This window comes from Bartonella sp. AU55XJBT, assembly GCF_028618525.1.
Window position 1 is genome coordinate 29,039 of sequence record NZ_JAQITC010000011.1, and the last position, 17,598, is coordinate 46,636.

A 17,598-nucleotide genomic window follows, 5' to 3' on the forward strand; every position below is an offset into this window, starting at 1 on the left:
TTTCTAACATTAATGCAATTATGTTCAGTTTTAAGGATTTAAAACATGGCTAATATACAATTCCGCCCACTTCACGATCGTGTCGTTGTTCGTCGGGTTGAATCTGAAAATAAAACCGCTGGTGGGATTATCATTCCTGATACAGCAAAAGAAAAACCACAAGAAGGCGAAGTGATTGCTGTTGGCAATGGCGCTCTCGATGATAACGGAAAGCGTGTGCCTTTAGAAGTCAAAACAGGAGACCGTATCCTCTTTGGAAAATGGTCTGGAACTGAAGTCAAGATTAATGGGGAAGATCTCCTCATCATGAAAGAATCTGACATTATGGGAATTATGGGCTAATTGAAACCCTCAATTTTTCATTGTGTACTATTTTGAAAAAACTCCAAGGAGAAATTAAATGGCTGCTAAAGAAGTCAAATTTGGCCGTGAAGCGCGTGAGCGTTTGTTGCGCGGTGTCGACATCCTTGCTAACGCGGTTAAGGTGACACTCGGACCTAAAGGGCGCAATGTGGTGATTGATAAATCATTTGGTGCACCCCGCATCACAAAAGATGGTGTATCCGTTGCAAAGGAAATCGAACTGGAAGATAAGTTCGAAAATATGGGTGCACAAATGTTGCGCGAAGTTGCTTCTAAAACCAACGATATTGCTGGGGATGGAACAACAACGGCAACGGTGTTGGGACAGGCTATTGTGCAAGAAGGCGTTAAAGCTGTTGCTGCCGGCATGAACCCAATGGACCTTAAACGCGGGATTGATGCTGCGGTGGATGAAGTGGTGGCTAATCTTTTCAAAAAAGCCAAAAAAATTCAAACTTCAGCAGAAATTGCACAAGTAGGTACCATTTCCGCAAACGGTGCTGAAGAAATTGGTAAAATGATTGCAAATGCCATGGAAAAAGTGGGCAATGAAGGCGTCATTACCGTGGAAGAAGCTAAAACCGCTGAAACGGAATTGGAAGTCGTGGAAGGAATGCAGTTTGATCGTGGCTATCTTTCCCCTTATTTTGTCACAAATGCTGAGAAAATGGTTGCTGATCTTGATGATCCTTACATTCTCATTCACGAAAAGAAACTATCTAATTTGCAATCCTTGCTCCCAGTTTTGGAAGCGGTTGTGCAATCTGGAAAACCCCTTCTTATTATCGCTGAAGATGTGGAAGGTGAAGCTTTGGCAACGCTCGTGGTGAACAAATTGCGCGGTGGTTTGAAAATTGCTGCTGTAAAAGCACCTGGATTTGGTGATCGCCGTAAAGCTATGTTAGAGGATATCGCTATCTTGACATCGGGTCAGGTGATTTCTGAAGATGTCGGCATTAAGCTTGAAAATGTCACTTTGGATATGCTTGGTCGTGCTAAGAAAGTGAATATTTCTAAAGAAAACACCACCATTATTGATGGTGCTGGGCAAAAGGCTGAAATTACTGCACGCGTTAATCAGATTAAAGCGCAGATTGAAGAAACAACTTCTGATTATGACCGTGAGAAATTGCAAGAAAGATTGGCTAAACTCGCTGGTGGTGTTGCTGTTATCCGTGTGGGTGGGGCAACAGAAGTTGAAGTGAAAGAAAAGAAAGACCGTGTGGATGATGCTTTGAATGCAACACGCGCTGCTGTGGAAGAAGGTATTGTTGCTGGTGGTGGTACCGCATTGTTGCGTGCAGCAAGTGCGTTGAGCGTTAAGGGAAGTAATCCTGACCAAGAAGCGGGTATCAATATCGTTCGTCGTGCTCTCCAAGCACCAGCACGTCAAATTGCTACCAATGCCGGTGAAGAAGCGGCTATTATTGTTGGCAAGGTGTTGGAAAATAATGCTGACAATTATGGTTACAACACCGCAACCGGTGAATTTGGTGATTTGATTGCTTTGGGAATTGTTGACCCTGTGAAGGTGGTCCGTTCTGCGCTTCAGAATGCAGCTTCCATTGCAAGCCTTCTGATTACAACAGAAGCAATGGTTGCTGAAATGCCAAAGAAAGATGCTCCAATGCCTCCAATGCCAGCTGGTGGAATGGGTGGAATGGGTGGAATGGATTTCTAAGCTCTTTTCCCTAAAAATAATAAAGAAACGGGTCTTTTCGACCCGTTTTTTTTGTCTATTTCTTTTGTTTCTCACAGTCTTAAAAAGGTTTTCCTTTACGTGAAAAAGAAGACTCCAAAGGTCTATCTCTAAAGGTCTATCTTATGGTCCCCAATATTATATCTATATCACAGTCCTAATGGCTCTATGAGCAGCATGCCATCTTTCATTCCTTTCATTTGTGCCTTTTTCCCGATCTTCTTTCCCACAGCCGTCATTTTTCTTACAAAACAGATATTCTTACTGTTTTTTACAGTTATACGTTTTTACGATTTTGCAAATTTACAGAAAACAGTAGAGAAGAGACTTTGCACTTTCAAGCTCATTTCGTGATAGAGCTGGTGCGTGGTGCGAGGGTTGGTTGTCGTGGCTGTGTGGGTGAGTTGGGGGGGATGGGGGAGGTGGAAAGGGGGATTAAATCAATAGTCTTAAAATGTTTATCAGCTCTCTACTGTGTTCTGTGAATAAGCAAAATCGTAAAAACGTGGAACTGTAAAGGCAAAGGGTGTGTGCTTGCTTTGTCAAGAGCATGAGGGTTTGAGAATAATTGGATGAAGCGTGGGGCGAATAGAGGTGTAGAGGCAAATGGAGAAGGTGGAAGAGCACAGGGGTAAAAGGTTGAATTAGCACCCAACTCCGCACCACACACCAATCCCATACTACAAACCCTTATCTTACAGTTTCACGTTTTTACGATTTTGCTTATTCACAGAAAACAGTAGAGAAGAGACTTTGCGCTTTCAAGCTCATTTCGCGATGGAGCTGCTGCGTAGTACGGGTGCTGGTGTGTGGTGCAGGGGTTGGGGTGCCGTGGTATAATGCTGCTATGAAGTGTATGAAACTTATAAGGGCTGACCTTTAGGCTTCATAAAAGATGGAGAGGGTATCCTTTTAGCATAATACGATTTCTGTTGCTCACCGATGCTTTTATTGAAAAGAACACTTTTTGAATGCTTTTAAAAGCTTCCCGTTGGCATGTTCGTTTCCCAAGAATATTTTCTTCTGTCAGCTTAAGTTTCTTCCTCATGGGCTTTTTTAAAAAAATCTTTTTTCATGCCGCTTAATGCCGCTTAATGCCGCTTAATGCCGCTTAATGCCGCTTAATGCCGCTTAATGCCGCTTAATGCCGCTTAATGCCGCTTAATGCCGCTTAATGCCGCTATAATGCCCAAAAATTCATTGCATAATAGCGTTTGTGAAGCGTGTAACTTCGCATGAGACGTGAAAAATCAGCCATAAAATCTTTCCGTGGTTTCAAAATAACGGATGTTTTTTTAAGATTGAGCACGTCTCATGTTTCATTGTTTATTTTAGAGCTGAATATTCGATTTTTGTGTAAAAATACTTGCCAAAGCATCCATGATCCGTGAAAAATCAAGCACTAATAGGAAAATGATGAATATAATCCACTTCGTATAGCGTGACATCACTTTTATACTTTTATAAGTCATGATGATTTCTTGGAGAATTTCTTTTTCCTTTTCTGTAAGCTCTGTTTGTTTTTCTGTTTTTTTTCTAGCCATGTTTCCACCCACACAAGCCTTCCCCTTGTTTGTTATGTTTTAAAATTTCTCTGGCGAGATGTGAACTGATGTTCGTGAGATCTTTTTGCTCTAAATAAATGGGCATCCAACCCATGCAAGGCTCATTGATTGTTTTTATCGCGCAACCAGTGAATAAGAGCAGCGCGCACATCAGCATCACTTTTTTGATTAATTTCATTTTCCACCTCTAGCCGTGTTGTTGATGACTTTAGCATTCTTTCTGTTTGCTTTTGCTGTTCAAGCTTTTTGCCAAGCCTAAAAGCTTTTGCTAAAGCGATAAAAAAAACAGTCAGGGCTGCTCCCGTGATCATTAAATTTTTTTTCATCCATTCCATTATAAGCGCTGCTCCCGAAAGCGTTTTGTTACAAAGAAAATGCCAAAACAGGCGGCTAAAACCATGATGGTTGCTAAAGCCCATTGGATGGGACCATTGCCTGCCAATAAACCTCCAAGCCCAGAAAAAGAACCAATAATGGGGGTGAGTGCTTCTGCTTTGAGAAAACCCATGGGTTCTTTTGTTTCAACCGTTTGATAATTGGGAGAAACATAAGCCCCTTTTGCCCATAATCCCGCTTCTGCTGCACGACGGTGCACAAGACCGTGAAGACGTTTCCCGCCCGCTTTGGTCCACTTTTGTAATTCAGAAGGAACAGCTTCATATTCGCTGTTATTAAGTTTTTTAAGCAGAGTCGACTTGCAAAAAGCCGCTATTCCTACATTATAGCAAAATGACACAAGCGCGGCGAATTGTTCATCTGTTAAGGAAACCGTCACATTTTTTTCAACGGTATTCTCAAATTGTCTTAAATCTTGAGAAAGAACTTCTTCGGCTTGTTTTTCTGTGATGATCATGCCCTTGTGAACAAATGGTTTGCCAGCCGTGTTGGTATGACCATAGCCAATTGTCCACACCCCGATGGCATCTTTATAGGCTTCTAAACGCAATCCTTCCCATTGTTTAATGAGTGAAAGCCCTGCTGCTGATATTTTTCTCATTTGCTTCTCCATAAAATAAAGCCTCACAGGTCATGTGAGGCTGGTCGACAGATTAAAAATGAATTTTTTCACGCTTCAAGAATAGAAGAGACGTAAAACTTAAATGAAATCAAAAGGTTGGTTATGGTATCCTCCTTGGGGATACCAAGGGGAATGTGGTGGGCTTTGCCTTTGGCTGATGATAGGGGAGTGATATTTCCTTCGTGTGCTGGTTTTTGAGAGAGTCTTGTTGGTGGGGGCTGGCTATTGGTTGAGGTATGATAAGCATACTCCATTGCAGTTGTTTGAGCCGATGGCATGAAGGCGCTTGAGATAAAGTGATACTCTCAGAAAAATAAGCGTGGGTATAGGCTTTGATTGAAAAAGAAAGCATTCAATATTTTACTCGTTCAGCGTTTTGTCTATCTACATAAGAATTATTGCGAAAAAGAGCTTTGGAATTTTGATACAGTTTTAAAAGGGGCTGGTTTTGAGAGAAAAACAGCCTTTTGTTCTTAACAGACAAGTTGCTTGCTATTTTTGTTTTACGAACGCAAAAACTGCTTTGCTTATCGCAATCTTAGCTATAAATTAGCTATAAAGAAGGAGCGCTTTGTGCTTAATGAAGAGGGAATAGAGAAAAAGACTTAAATTACATCATCAAAGATTTGTATTCCGTAATCCTTTTTTTGTGGGGGGAAACAGACACGGTTTTTGCCCCTTTTTCTGTTAAGTTTTTTTCAAACCTTTCGACAAGCGTTTCTTGCTTTTTGTTGACTTTTTCATGCGCTGTTTCCGGATTGGCTTTGAGATAGTGTTCGAGACGTTTTCGCCCTTGCGCATGTTTGTATAAACTGACGGGAAGATAAGGATCTAACTTTTCAGGAGATAGAGGTGTTTTGGGTTCACATAATAGCCCCTTAATATTATCCTTGTGCAGTCTTTCTAATTTATCAGATTCAAGATGAAGCTTTTTGGCAAGGCTTAAGCTAAACATCCCACATTCAGAAGAACTTCGCTGAATATCCATTTCAGCCATGGTAAAAGAATAAGGAGGAAGTTGAAGACATTCAAGGGTTTGATTGATTTTTATCCCTAGTCTCCCAGCACTAATATTATTGAATGTTGTCGGTTCAAACATGATCAAAGAAATTTTGTCATCAACAATTTTATAATCTATTGCCGCAAAATGGATTCTGCTCCCCATATTGACGACAAATCGAGAAGAAGTTGCGCCACTTTCTATTGTTTCTTTGAGTGCGTGGGTAAGATCTTCAGCTGTAAGAGCCAATTTGAGATTCATCCCTGGGTATTTGCTGTTGGCTTTTTTGACGAGAGCCGGCAACAGTCTAATATCGGTATCTTCATAATCAGCAAAAATCCAACGGCCGGTGATAAGATCATCTTCTAAGCCTGCAATAATAGCTTGTAATTCTTCAGAATTTGGGGTGACATGTTCTTCTTTTGTTTGGAGGGAGTTTTGCTTTAAACGGGCAATAAGCTCTTCTAAGGATTCATTCGCGCTGACTTCTTCTTGTGCACTTGCTTCTTCTTGTGTTGGTGATGAACGAGAGGAAATGTCTTTTGAATCTTGTGGCTTCATACTATTAGCCTCCATATTGATGGTCGATCCGCAATATTATTTTCTTACATTTTGACTAAACAATGTTTTGAAAGAAAGCTGTTGTTTCTTGAAAATTAAGAAAAAAGTCATCTTTGCGATTTTTTTATAAGATGACTTTTAAAACCAGAAACTTTCTTCATTTTCAAAAAATCCGCGTGTTTTTTACAGATCTTAACGCTATAAAAATTGGAGAAAATTGGCGGGTGGAATGTGCAATGTTATCTTTATATTTTAAGTTCTTTCTATCACATGGCTTATTTCAGTGAAGAGAGGACAGTCTTTTTTTCAACAGTTCTCCGTGTGAAAAAATGATATTATCCGCAAGAGCCGTTTAACCAATATTGCCTATTTTATTTAAACATTCTTTTGGATTTTTTCCCAAAAAAGTCCCCAAAAGCCCTAAAAAGATTGTCTTCATTTTCTGTGATCAAATGATCCCTGCTAGGCTCTAAAACACTTCTCCTTTGAGGGCGTGTGTTTCTTTGATAAGATTGATGTGTTTTTAGGGCGCGGGAGCTATGAGGCTTGTTTATGGCGCTTTATGGAAAAATTTTAAGGGGAATTGTTTGTGAATCCCAAGTGCTCCTTGGCTTAAAAGGTGTCGTTGTTTTATAAAGCAACGGGAGTGATCTTTACCCTTTGTGGTGTGGGGCTTTGCAGTGTGGGGCGGCTCAAAATGTACTGTGCATCAATAGAGATCGGCTGTGTTCAGCTTATTACTCAGCGTTGCTGTGATCGCTTGCATTGGGGTTTTAAGGGGGATAGTGTTTTGTTGCGGGTGCTTTATGAGAAGGGGGGACGTGAAGCCAAATTTTTTGAATATCTTAAAAAGACTGCTTTTGGTGAGGCAAAAGAAAGACAATTAAAAAAGATGAAAGGTACTCCCAAACAGTAAGCTTTTAAACCCTTCAAATAGTCAATGCTCACCCCCTAAACAGTAAAATTTTATACAACCTCATACGTTGCAACAAAACACACTGTTTTATAACAGTTCATAATAACGCAAACATTGAATGATGAAATTAAGACGCAAATACCCTTCTACCGCATCTGTCATTAAATACGATTTTTCATCTTCTGTCAATAGAAAAACAATGATTTGTCCTTTTTTATCGTGGAAATAAAGCTATATGAAAAAGCGCATTTATGGGGAAATTTTTTTTGATGGGGCAAAGAACATTCCTTTGAGAAAGAAAGGGCTAGGTGTATGAAGGGAGCAGCTTTTTACAGCAGAGGAGTGTCTGAAGAGAGGGTTATTTTGTCTATTCCGTAAAATATTGTCCTTTGAGGGAGTTTGTTGCTTTGACAGATTGGTGTGTTTTTAGGGCGTGTGGGCGCTTTTGAGGCTTGTTTATTGCAGGCGGGTTTTAAGGTCGCAACTCCGATGAAAAGGTAAGCGCGCTCTGTGGATCTTAAGTGGCTCTTTTCTGAGAGGCGGATTTTACAAACCAGGCGTGGGGTTTTAGACGCTTTAGCCTTGGTGAGGGAGATGATATTGATGTCTTTTAGTGAATGCTCTTTGGGCTGGAACAGTCAAAATGTTTATCAAGGGCATCAAGAATAAGGCGCAGTGAGCCAACAAGCGTTGGCAACGGTTGATCTTCACTAACAAGATATTGTAATGCTGCTTGAAAGTTGTGTTGACGATGCAGATTTTGTGCTTCTTTAATCGCTTCTTGCATCGCTTCATAGCGTTGTGTTGCTCTTTCAACCCATTGCTTTTTTGTTTTCTCATCGGATGCGCTATGCTTAAAGCCGTCATAATAGCCGTTTGGTAAACCTTTGGCACATAAATAGTCGTTTCTGATTTGCAAGTATTGTTGCGCCGTGTCATATTGCTCTTGACTGATGCCTGATGAATCCCCTTTATAGCCCAGCAAACAAAGACGCCCAATATAGCTCCCCACAAGCGGATTTTTTGCTTCTTCAAGGCTTAAACCAAAGTGTTTTGCACGCATTTCAATGGCTGCTTGGAGCGCTGATTGAGATGCCAATTTGCTGGGGCCTTTGGCACGTGAAATACGGCCATTGGGCTCTCTCTGTTTGCCGGTTATTCTCGGTCTACCGCGTTTTTTACCTATTTTCATGAATTTACCATTTGAATGAAAAAGAAACTGTCTGTTGCGGGGGACAGGAATTGTAAAAAGCACTTTAAAAAAATATTAGGGGGAGAAAATACAAAAGAGAAAAAATACGAAGGAGGGAAGAAAATACTGGGGGATATGAGCCGTTGCAAAGCCAAAAAAGAACGAAGCCTTTAAGTATAAAGAACAGCAAGGTTGTAGGGCAAAAAAATCATCTTTAAGATATTTCCTACCGTTTTTACGCCATCCCCATCATGCTTATCCTTATCCTTATCTTTTTAGCATTGATCGTGGATGATTTGTTTTCTATAAATTTCTCAACTTCTCTGGAAAAAATGAAAAGAAATTTTTGTCACATGTGAATGTTTGTTACATGTGAATGAAAAAATAAAGATCCATGTAGCTCCTTCCTTATTTTTATAGAGTCCTTTACAGATACACCCCTCTTAAATTAAAGATAATCCTTTATAGAGGAGCTTTGCCTGATGTGAGGGGGAAGAGAATGCTATAAAACAACCTTATTCATATTCGTCATTATAACATAAGATGTCCTATATTTTCAAATAAAATAATCATTTAACGGCTCAAAATAAATGATCAACGATCAAGTAATTCGGTTTAGCGAGTTTCTTTTATGTATCCTTTATAGAAGCTAAAAGTTCCTTTTGCTGTTTTTGGGCTGAGCATGAGAAGGGGGCTGTCGTTTAAAGGGTGCGATGCCCTATCCAAAGAAGCTGTATAAGAAAATCCTTAGGGAAAAGGGGTCTTTAAGATAAAAGAGGCGTTTATAAAGCTGGGGGGCTTGTGAGAGACGAAACCTTTCTTGTTAATGTTAAAAGAGGATCTTTTTAATTTAAGAAATTTTAAAATGAGAATGTAAAAAATTTTAAGGATGCTGTCGGGGCATTTTAGTTCATCGGTTGTTTTTTCGCCAGTGGGGTATTATAGAAGTAGGGTGTTCTAAGGGGGTGTTCTCGAAACAGTGTCCTTTAGGGAAAGCTCTCTGGGCTTGTGTGATCGATCAAGAGGGGGAAAAGGGGGCGGAGCTTGTAAGCGTTGAGAGAGTATCTGGTGTCAGGTGTTCAAGGAATTTAAAAAAACTTAAAAAAAACTATTCATGCTTGCTTCATGATGAGAAGAGTGCTAAGCAGTTCCCTCACGCTGATTGCGTGTTATCAAATATTGAGGCGTGAACATTTTAGACGTGGGGGGTATCCGTATGATCAAAGATCAATCACAACAGTCATCTGCCTGTGAGGAGAAGGTTTTTGGTTCGCAATCCGTGTTGGGCCAATCGGCCGCTTTTAAAAAGTGGATGGTTCTCTCCACAAAAGATTATGTCATCATTTGTTGCTTGGCTATCCTCTTATTGGTGCTTTTTGCCACTTCTCTCTCTACGAAGTCTTGGGAAATTTTTGACATTCCTAAAGAACAGCTTCAAGCAATGAAGCACCAAAATTTTCAAGAAATGATTCAAAACTCTTTTAAAAATCCTATCATTGAACATCTGCGTGATGCGGGGTGGAAGGGTGTTTGGGCTTTTTTATGTTTTATACCGTCAATAATTTTGAGTTCTCTTGTTATTTTTTTTCCACTCTTTTTTATTTTCCTCGCCATTTTTAAACGGGACGTGAAGGAAATGATGCAGCTGTGGGAAACAGTGTCAGAGCAGCAACCTTTAGACAACCAATCTCTCAACACAAGATTATAGGGGGAATATGTGAACGCTTCTTTCATCATTGGATGGTTGATTGGCGCAGGGACAACAATCTTTATTTGTGGTGCATGTTGCTCGGTACTCTTTTCTACCGCGAAGATTGTTTTGACACTTTATTATTCTTTGATAAAACGGACAGTTTTGTTATTGGAAATGCGACGGAAATTAAACAACAGTCCAGCGCAGAATTTGAGGCGTGATCAAATAGAGGGTAGGGGACAGACAGCCCTTGCGACACAATTGAGTGCTCTTTCTTTTAAAGAATCTTTGGAACTTTCAAGAGGAGAGTCTCGAATGCTTTTTTTGATCACTTTCGTTATGTTGGTGCTTTTCGTTGGTTTTATCGTTTTTGCAGCTTTTCTTCCAAAATCTGCGATTTTTTTGCACAATCATACGCCTCTATTGCTTTACGTTATTGACTTTGTCATGGGGCTGCTGTTGTGGGTCTGGTCGTGTATTGTGGTGGCTTTGCCTATCATTTTAATTCTCTATAGTCTCCTTCAGTGTGGCGTGGAAAAAACAGTCAAAAAATTAGAAATATTTGCTTGAGCAGAGAATGGAAATAATGAATTTCATCTCAAGGTGGTAGAGAAAAAAGGCGATAGAGAAAAAAGGGGAACGTTATGATAAAATATTTGGCTCTTTTAGGGGTCCTCATTATTGTCATTTTAATGTTTATGGTCCTTGTTAGGTTTCCTTACCTGTTGATCAAGAACATGAGGGTGTCCTTTAAACTTGCTCGAGAGTTGAAAAAGAATACGACGCAACAAAAGCAAGCCATACAACAGTTGCGTAATGACTGGGAAGAAATGAAAAGACAAAATCTCACGCATAAGACCCTTGAGGCAAAAATGCGTTTGCTTAATTTCAAAGAATCTCTGCCTCTTTATGCAAAAGAATGTAAAATAATCTTTTCTATTCTTATTCTTATTTTTCTTCTAGAAATTACTTTCTCTACCACGAATTTTGTATGGTGGAAGAGTGATAGCGTTTCCTTTATCATGCTGATCTGGACCTCTATATGGATAGGAACTCTGCTCGTTGTTCCGATCATTGGGGTCATGGGTATAAAATTAACCAGAAAATTAAGAGAAACGCTTCTAAAACTGGACGAAGCCATAGAACAGCGCGATCAGGCAATTCGTGTGCAGAATGCGCAAAGTGAAAAAGAGCAAGGGGAAACAAAATGACCAGTAGTCTTATAACATTAGCAGCCTGTTCTATTCTGTTATTTACGCTCTTCAATGCTTTAATATGGGTGCCCATTGTGGTCATTTATTATCTGTTTATCAAGCGTGCGCGGCTCTATTGTCGTGTGAAAAAAGAGCTGAAATGTGTGCTCAATGAACGTGATAGCGCTTTACAACAGATCGCTCAAAAGTGAAAAAATGAAAAAATGAAAAACAGCAGCCTGTTTGATCAAAAAAAGCTTTCGCTTGTTTGGGCCGACTATAAAAAAATATTCACTCTTTCGACCGTCATGGTGACACTTCCGACAATTATAATGATTATCGTGAAGCTATGGAGAAGGAAGGACTTTTTTTCTATGACTGTCTTAGAGCCATTGGCATGGGTACTTGCCGGGGCTTTTTTATTCTTACCCATTGTTTTTATAATGCTTTTTATTTTAAATCATCAGTTGAAGAAAATGATGCGACAACTGGAAGAAGAGGTTGAGCAGAAAAAAACACTGATGATCCTTTCTCATGAACTCTCTCATGAAGAGGAGGGAGAAAAGTGAAGAAAAAGAAGAAAATAAAGCATTCTATGCTGTGCATATCTTGAGGGGCTTTCGCGCTTTGAGGGGCGGTGGTGAGACCCTTTGAGCACAAAAGCTTTAGGGACGGTGAGAGACTGGGCTTTGAGACACACATAAAATCCATCTCCACCATGCTTTGAGGATGGTTTAAGAGAAGGTGCGTGGCTAGGCTTTGGTGATGGCTTGATAACTTAAGCTGTTTTCAAGACAAAGCAACGCGCGGATGATTTTCTTGAACCGCTTTGCTTCTTTTTTTGAAAGGTACTTCTCTTGGGAAAAAAACACCACTCAGAATTTTAGAGCCAGACATTTCAATTTATGCCATAGAAAGATCTCTTTTATAAAAAATGTCTCGAGGAGACAAAATAGGTATCTAAGACAATAGGGATACACTGTGAGGGATGAAAACATGATGGTTGAAATCAATGGGAAAAAAGTAGACTCTCATGCACTTCTGATATTGTTTTTATAAAAGATGGGGGATAAAAGCGATTGATATAAAAATTGTGGAGGACAAAAGCGTCGATTCATGAAAATAGCTTAAAATTTTAGACAAATGAGAGATAAAAATGAGGCATCAGGGGGGACATTCAATATCGGATGAAGAACAACGGTCTTTTTCTTTGGAAAAAGCGTTTCTAACACGCAAAAATTATAAAATTATCTTTTGCTTTGCCTTTATTCTTGAGGCTTTTAAAGTGGCACTTTTTATGTTGTTTGAGTGGGATTTAACAGGGTGGTGGAATTATAGCCTCTTCATTCTCATATTCATATTGATTGTTCTATCCGTGCTTCTTTTTATATTGATCCCTGTTGCTTTTGTGGTTCGTGTTACTTTTACGCGTTTGTTGAAAAAAAAGATTGCTCAGTTGGAGCAAGCAATTGGCCAAGCGGAGAAAAATTCCTTCTTAACAAAATAAGAGCGTAAAGAAGAGGGCAAAATGAATATACGGATTTTTTTATGCTTTGTCGGAGCGCTTTTATGGGTGTGATGTTTGATCAAGGGAAAAAATGTGCGGTTGATCTAAAAGCGATTGATCGTGGTAAATTGAATTCATTGTAAGGACGCTTTTTAGATCAATGAGGGGTAAAAATGAGTCACCATGAAAAAAATGCACCATGGGATGGGAAAATACGCGCTTTTTCTTTGGAAGAGGCGTTTCTAACACGCAAAAATTATAAAGTCATCTTTTGCATGACTTTCATTCTTTCAGCTTTGAGAACAGCGCTCTTCTTACCAGCATTGCTTGGGGTGAAGTTGACAGAGTGGGAAGCCAGTGTCGCGGCTTTTCTCTTGCTTATCATGCTGTTTATATTAGATTTAATTTTTATATTGATCCCTGTTGCTTTTGGGGTTCGTGTTACTTTTACGCATTTGTTGAAAAAAAAGATTGCTCAGTTGGAGCAAGCAATTGGCCAAGCGGATAGCGGCTACTTATCGGCAAACGAGCACGTGAAGGGGAGGGGAAAATGATAGATATAGTTGTTTTATTCTCGTGGGGTGTCGGCATTCTTTTCTTCACGCTGCTTTCTGCTGTGTGCATGATGTTTATTTGGGCATTGTATTACTCTGCTTTCAAGCGGGTGAGATTGTATTGCCAAGTGACAAAAGAATTAAGACGCGTGGCTTATAAACAACCGGTTGCTTTTGAGCCGTCCAGTGGGGAAACACCGATGATGAAGCCATCATTTGAGGAAAAAGAGTTCAAAGCGTTTTCTCTTGCTGATGAGGAAATTCTCACGATGGAAAGTGCAACAGCACTTTTAAAGAGTTTGGGGGGGAGGGTAGAAATTGAAGGAAAAGGGGATCATTTGGCAACCTTCTTTTTACCAGATCGTGAAGTACAGTTTCTTTATAATGCTGAGAAGGGGTATCTGCAATTTGATTGTGCCATTGCGGTGGTTTCTGGTATCCATGCGGCGGCTTGCCAAACGATTGATCCTTATAATTCTGGAAGATTGATTGCTCTCGAATTGAGTTTTGATCTGAAGGGATTGGAAATTTTTGAAGAAAAGGTCAGTGCGGGGTGTTTACGCCATGCGCTTGAGAAAGCTTTCGAAAAGGCTATGGGCGAGGTTGATCTTGGCAACATGCTTCGTTCTCAATATCACATTCTTCCGTGGGAACACAAAGTTGTGGACCCTAAGTTTTCATCTTATTCGCTGCGTTATCTTGCGGCTCTCGCTTTGGTCGGTGATGTTGAAACTTTAGACTCCTATCACAAAAGCTTTATGAATGGTGAGAGGTTGGGCTTTGAGACAAGCATTACAGAAGAGCATCTGGAACGCGCGATAGCGATTGCTAAGGCGGTAGAAGAGACAAAACAGCCCAGTTATGATCTGCTTCAACAGACGGCAAAGAGTTTTTCTATGGAGGTGGAGAGTTATGACTATTTTAGAATCACAGATCCAAATTTGTGCAATAGAAGACGCTCTGGTTACGAAAATTTGCTCGAAGAAAAAAGAGAAGAATTAAGGCAACAGGGATATACGGTTTACGAAAAGGACACGATTTGTGAGGTTGATGGGAAAAAGGCTCGTCCCCATATTCTTTACATGAAGGATGGGAAAGTAGAATATATGGATGTAAAAATTGGGATTGATACAGAAAATTATTGAGAAAAATAAAGAATTTAGGTAAATTAAATAAAACTTAAAATGGCGCATGCAAAATGCAGAGGGGATCAATGCAGGAGAAAAACGCAATATTTGAAGAGTCTTTCTTTTCATTCAAAAAATTTATGCTCTCTTTAGTGGAAAGCTGTAAGGGGGTGGAAAGGGATCAAATGATCGGGCGCTCCTTTTATACAATGTTTTATACGGGCCTTATCATGATGGCTTTAGAAGTTCCTGCCGGTGCAGAGTCTTTGGGACAGCCGTTGCAGTGGACAAGATGGGAGGGGATTGGTTCTCTTATTTTTCTCTTACCGATGTTGATTTGGTTTTGTCTTTTCACACCGTTTCCGATCCTTTGGGGAGTTCGTCGTTTTAAAGAGCGTAAATTGGAAAAAACAAAGCAAAAACTGGAAGCAGAAACACAGCCGTTAAAGATCAATCGGTGAGATGATCGCCATGAGAAATGAGGATGTTGCCCTTTTTATTTTTTTTCTACCGTTTGGCTGTTTTTTTCTCGAGGTTGTGACGGTTTTTGCTCTTTTTGTCATGATGATGATTGTGGCGCCTTATTATTCTTTATTCAAGCGTTTGAGGTTCTATTTCAGAGTAAAAGAACAAAGACGTCTGATGAAAGAACAGCCGCAGCGTTTTTGTTTCTCTAAAAAAAGCTGCAAAGAGATCGTGCAGCAAAACTTAGCACTGAACACAGAAATAAGTTCCCATGCGTTTAAAAAATGGCTCTCTTTTTCCAATAAAGATTATGTCATCCACGCATGCCTCTCTTTCATCATTATGGTGTTCAAAGTTTATGTCTATGTGACTTTCTATACAAAGATGAATTTTTCGATCGATGAGAAGAGATTTATCTCTATGTACATTTTCTTTTTTTACTTTGTTGTTTTCTCGGCATGTCTTTTGGCAACGGTTCCTGTTATGGTGGTCCTTCGTGAAATTTTAACCTCTCGGCTAAAAAAGAAGATTCAGCAATTGGAAGAAGTGACTAAAACCCCTCAATTAATTTATAAAGGGGAGAGGCAATTTATAAAAGAAAGAGGGTAAAATGCATTACGAGATGGCGGCAGCTGCCACGGTGGTTTTGATGGCTCTGTTGGGGGGGCTTTTGGATTTGTTCTTAACGGTACCCATTGTGGCGCTGTATATTTCTTTTATCAAACGTTTGATATCCTATTATAAGGTTACACGGCAATTAAATGCAGCACTGAAAAAGCGCATGTAGCCCCCCTTATATCGTGAAGGAATCCTTTTAGATCATGTCATTGCTTCCATGGTCTTGAAGGGGCATGGAGGGGCTATGGTGCACGCTGTTGTTTCTTTCATTTTACATTTGCTTTTTCCTTTTCCTTTGTTTGAAGGGGATTAAATCAATAGCCTTGGGATGGTATTAGCTTTCTACGGTTTTCTGTAAATAATTAAAATCGTAAAAACGTGAAACTGTAATTCCAAGGGTGTGTGCGTTGTTCAAGAGTATGACGGTTGTGGGAAGGATAGTCGGCTGAAGAGGGCATGAATGGTGCGGTAAAGGTGAATGGAGACAGGCTATTTGGGAGAAGGAGCTATAGGGCTGCAGGTGAAACGATAGAGAGCGTCTAGGGAAGAGCTGTAAATAAGCTGGAATGGCATTAGTGATGGGAAAGCTGTTGTGGGGAGCGTGAGGTTTGAGGAAGATGTGAGGAAGGCATGGGGGAAGAGAGTGGAAGTGTGGGGAGGTGTCTTGTACCAATTTACTGAAAGATTTGGCTTTTAAAAGGATTGTCTTTATTGTTTTCTCATGACTGCCATGGAGGCGTGTTTATTTTCAATGCCCATGATTTGAGAGAGTGTTGTTTAAGAGAAAGTTGGGAGCACAGAGTTTGAAGGGCGCTTGCTTGGTCAAGAAAAAGCAAAAAGAGAGACTGAATTACAAGTTTTGTTTCTTCATATGATTTTTTATGGCATCGAGGATCTGTTGACTTATTTCCTGATGGGTTAGCCAGCGTGAACCTTTTGACGTTGTCTTTTGTCCTATTTGAATGGGAATGAAGTCAACCTTGTTTTTGCGTGCGCACTCAGTGATCATTTGATCATGAACGTTGGAACAAAAAATGTGAAGAATGCACGGTGGTTTAGGCAAAAGAGCTAACTGTTCAATTAATGCGCAAGAAAAGGCAAAGGCGGATGAATGAATCCATAATATGCAATATTTTAAATTATGCCATTGGCTCACGGCTTCTAAAAATTGTGTCTGTAATGCTGCACAATCATAATCCAACGGGATGCACAGATGCTGTTTTTGGAATGCTTCAAACTGGACTTTGTGGGAAAGAAAGCGTGCGGCGATAATGGCTTCTTTTGGCTTGAGGGATTGACAAAAAGGAGAAAGCATCCCTGTGCCCCCTACGATTAAATAACGATAATGCGCATCCTTTTTTTGCATGTCCCCACCCCTTTTCTTTAAATGCGTTGCTTTAAAAATGTGCACATTTCATCAGAAAGCCGTTCACAATGTGTTTGTATCTCTTTCCTTATAACTTTCCAAGGAAAACCTTTATCATCTAAAGAAAAATCCTTGTTGGAAGAGGTTATTTGACATCATGCGTAACTCATAAAGCGTATACACCACCGGCAATCAATGCGCAGATGGTGGTGCGCATTTTGTGTGGTCCTGCCATGAAAGATAAGCCCAACTGGTTGATTTCAAAAGGCATTATAAGCGCATTTTTTTAAACACACGACTATGAGCCTTGAAAAATGGAATTTGCGAGAAGAGACCCCTCGGCTGCTGCGATGGTTTTTACAAATTGTGGCGGTGGGATATGGCGGTTGGGGGGGCTGGTTGAGACATTATGATGGTGTGCGATGAGACTGTTAAAGCCATGGGGGTGATGGAATGAGGTGCTGAATTTTTATAAATTTATCAGAGCGTTATCGCTATACCATTCATGAGGACCTATGAAATGCGGGTGATACGCGTTGGTTTGGAAGTGTTGAGCGCGTGCTTCTTTAAAACAAGACCGCGAAGGGGTGGTATTTAAGATTGACACCATAAAGATTGAGAATATCCGTGTCTTTGGGCAATATTGGGAATATCCCGTGTATTTTAGAGCATTCTCTGTAAGGACTTCTATTGGGTGACAATGCGTTTTACTTAAGAGATGATTTGTGTCAAGAAAGAAAAAGAATACGTATTTTGTAAAC

23 protein-coding genes are annotated in these 17,598 nt (G+C 40.1%); 15 read left to right on the plus strand and 8 right to left on the minus strand.

Features of this window, described 5'->3' with window-relative positions; genetic code table 11:
- Positions 1 to 45 precede the first annotated feature (45 nt).
- Both groES and groL read left to right on the plus strand, forming a co-directional pair.
- Entirely contained in the window at positions 46 to 342 is a 297-nt protein-coding gene (gene groES, locus PVV70_RS06765; RefSeq protein WP_005774667.1) for a co-chaperone GroES, read from the plus strand.
- A 58-nt stretch (positions 343 to 400) separates the two neighbouring features.
- Positions 401 to 2,044, plus strand: coding sequence for a chaperonin GroEL (gene groL / locus PVV70_RS06770; RefSeq protein ID WP_273758512.1), 1,644 nt, complete (start codon positions 401 to 403; stop codon positions 2,042 to 2,044).
- 1,198 nt (positions 2,045 to 3,242) lie between these two features.
- Here the strand turns inward: groL and PVV70_RS06775 are convergent.
- The 6 genes from PVV70_RS06775 to PVV70_RS06805 form a co-directional block, all read right to left on the minus strand.
- A complete protein-coding gene (locus PVV70_RS06775) occupies positions 3,243 to 3,371 on the minus strand; it encodes a hypothetical protein (RefSeq protein ID WP_273758513.1) in 129 nt (42 codons plus the stop codon).
- A gap of 22 nt (positions 3,372 to 3,393) precedes the next feature.
- Complete coding sequence (locus PVV70_RS06780; protein WP_005774669.1) at positions 3,394 to 3,606, minus strand: hypothetical protein; 213 nt, start codon at positions 3,604 to 3,606, stop codon at positions 3,394 to 3,396.
- Between the two features lie 122 nt (positions 3,607 to 3,728).
- The gene (locus PVV70_RS06790) at positions 3,729 to 3,965 is read right to left on the minus strand and encodes a hypothetical protein (RefSeq protein WP_273758580.1); all 237 of its coding nucleotides are present in this window, start codon (positions 3,963 to 3,965) and stop codon (positions 3,729 to 3,731) included.
- Positions 3,962 to 4,624 (minus strand): lysozyme, encoded by a 663-nt coding sequence (locus tag PVV70_RS06795; protein ID WP_273758516.1) that lies wholly within the window; start codon positions 4,622 to 4,624, stop codon positions 3,962 to 3,964. Before PVV70_RS06795 ends, PVV70_RS06790 begins: the two co-directional genes overlap by 4 nt.
- Before the next feature lie 68 nt (positions 4,625 to 4,692).
- Positions 4,693 to 4,923 (minus strand): hypothetical protein, encoded by a 231-nt coding sequence (locus PVV70_RS06800; protein WP_273758517.1) that lies wholly within the window; start codon positions 4,921 to 4,923, stop codon positions 4,693 to 4,695.
- A gap of 332 nt (positions 4,924 to 5,255) precedes the next feature.
- The gene (locus PVV70_RS06805; RefSeq protein WP_273758518.1) at positions 5,256 to 6,206 is read right to left on the minus strand and encodes a YopJ/AvrA family T3SS effector serine/threonine acetyltransferase; all 951 of its coding nucleotides are present in this window, start codon (positions 6,204 to 6,206) and stop codon (positions 5,256 to 5,258) included.
- A 697-nt stretch (positions 6,207 to 6,903) separates the two neighbouring features.
- Here PVV70_RS06805 and PVV70_RS06810 point away from each other — a divergent pair.
- Positions 6,904 to 7,122, plus strand: a complete 219-nt coding sequence (locus PVV70_RS06810; protein WP_273758519.1) for a hypothetical protein — start codon at positions 6,904 to 6,906, stop codon at positions 7,120 to 7,122.
- A 610-nt stretch (positions 7,123 to 7,732) separates the two neighbouring features.
- Here the strand turns inward: PVV70_RS06810 and PVV70_RS06815 are convergent.
- On the minus strand, positions 7,733 to 8,314 hold the full coding sequence (locus tag PVV70_RS06815; protein WP_273758520.1) for a hypothetical protein: 582 nt from the start codon (positions 8,312 to 8,314) through the stop codon (positions 7,733 to 7,735).
- A 15-nt stretch (positions 8,315 to 8,329) separates the two neighbouring features.
- Between PVV70_RS06815 and PVV70_RS06820 the strand changes: the two genes are divergently transcribed.
- The 12 genes from PVV70_RS06820 (at position 8,330) to PVV70_RS06875 (ending at position 15,640) form a co-directional block, all read left to right on the plus strand.
- Positions 8,330 to 8,488 carry a hypothetical protein gene (locus PVV70_RS06820; protein ID WP_273758521.1) on the plus strand — a complete coding sequence of 53 codons (159 nt, stop codon included), beginning with the start codon at positions 8,330 to 8,332 and terminating at the stop codon, positions 8,486 to 8,488.
- Positions 8,489 to 9,530: 1,042 nt separating this feature from the next.
- A complete protein-coding gene (locus tag PVV70_RS06825) occupies positions 9,531 to 10,022 on the plus strand; it encodes a hypothetical protein (protein WP_273758522.1) in 492 nt (163 codons plus the stop codon).
- Positions 10,023 to 10,031: 9 nt separating this feature from the next.
- Positions 10,032 to 10,577, plus strand: a complete 546-nt coding sequence (locus PVV70_RS06830) for a hypothetical protein (RefSeq protein ID WP_273758523.1) — start codon at positions 10,032 to 10,034, stop codon at positions 10,575 to 10,577.
- 74 nt (positions 10,578 to 10,651) lie between these two features.
- Positions 10,652 to 11,218, plus strand: a complete 567-nt coding sequence (locus PVV70_RS06835; protein WP_273758524.1) for a hypothetical protein — start codon at positions 10,652 to 10,654, stop codon at positions 11,216 to 11,218.
- Positions 11,215 to 11,412: a hypothetical protein gene (locus tag PVV70_RS06840; protein WP_273758525.1), complete on the plus strand. Its 198-nt coding sequence runs from the start codon at positions 11,215 to 11,217 to the stop codon at positions 11,410 to 11,412. The genes PVV70_RS06835 and PVV70_RS06840 overlap by 4 nt, the downstream gene beginning before the upstream one ends.
- Before the next feature lie 12 nt (positions 11,413 to 11,424).
- Positions 11,425 to 11,769: a hypothetical protein gene (locus PVV70_RS06845; RefSeq protein ID WP_273758526.1), complete on the plus strand. Its 345-nt coding sequence runs from the start codon at positions 11,425 to 11,427 to the stop codon at positions 11,767 to 11,769.
- 587 nt (positions 11,770 to 12,356) lie between these two features.
- Positions 12,357 to 12,707 (plus strand): hypothetical protein, encoded by a 351-nt coding sequence (locus PVV70_RS06850; RefSeq protein ID WP_273758527.1) that lies wholly within the window; start codon positions 12,357 to 12,359, stop codon positions 12,705 to 12,707.
- A 173-nt stretch (positions 12,708 to 12,880) separates the two neighbouring features.
- Positions 12,881 to 13,261, plus strand: coding sequence for a hypothetical protein (locus tag PVV70_RS06855; protein ID WP_273758529.1), 381 nt, complete (start codon positions 12,881 to 12,883; stop codon positions 13,259 to 13,261).
- Positions 13,258 to 14,406 carry a DUF6990 domain-containing protein gene (locus PVV70_RS06860; protein ID WP_273758530.1) on the plus strand — a complete coding sequence of 383 codons (1,149 nt, stop codon included), beginning with the start codon at positions 13,258 to 13,260 and terminating at the stop codon, positions 14,404 to 14,406. Before PVV70_RS06855 ends, PVV70_RS06860 begins: the two co-directional genes overlap by 4 nt.
- 167 nt (positions 14,407 to 14,573) lie before the next feature.
- On the plus strand, positions 14,574 to 14,849 hold the full coding sequence (locus PVV70_RS06865) for a hypothetical protein (RefSeq protein ID WP_273718936.1): 276 nt from the start codon (positions 14,574 to 14,576) through the stop codon (positions 14,847 to 14,849).
- Position 14,850: 1 nt separating this feature from the next.
- A complete protein-coding gene (locus tag PVV70_RS06870) occupies positions 14,851 to 15,462 on the plus strand; it encodes a hypothetical protein (RefSeq protein ID WP_273758531.1) in 612 nt (203 codons plus the stop codon).
- A gap of 13 nt (positions 15,463 to 15,475) precedes the next feature.
- A complete protein-coding gene (locus PVV70_RS06875) occupies positions 15,476 to 15,640 on the plus strand; it encodes a hypothetical protein (RefSeq protein WP_273758532.1) in 165 nt (54 codons plus the stop codon).
- A 681-nt stretch (positions 15,641 to 16,321) separates the two neighbouring features.
- Here the strand turns inward: PVV70_RS06875 and PVV70_RS06880 are convergent.
- The gene (locus PVV70_RS06880; RefSeq protein WP_273758533.1) at positions 16,322 to 16,837 is read right to left on the minus strand and encodes a short-chain dehydrogenase; all 516 of its coding nucleotides are present in this window, start codon (positions 16,835 to 16,837) and stop codon (positions 16,322 to 16,324) included.
- Between the last annotated feature and the right edge of the window lie 761 nt (positions 16,838 to 17,598).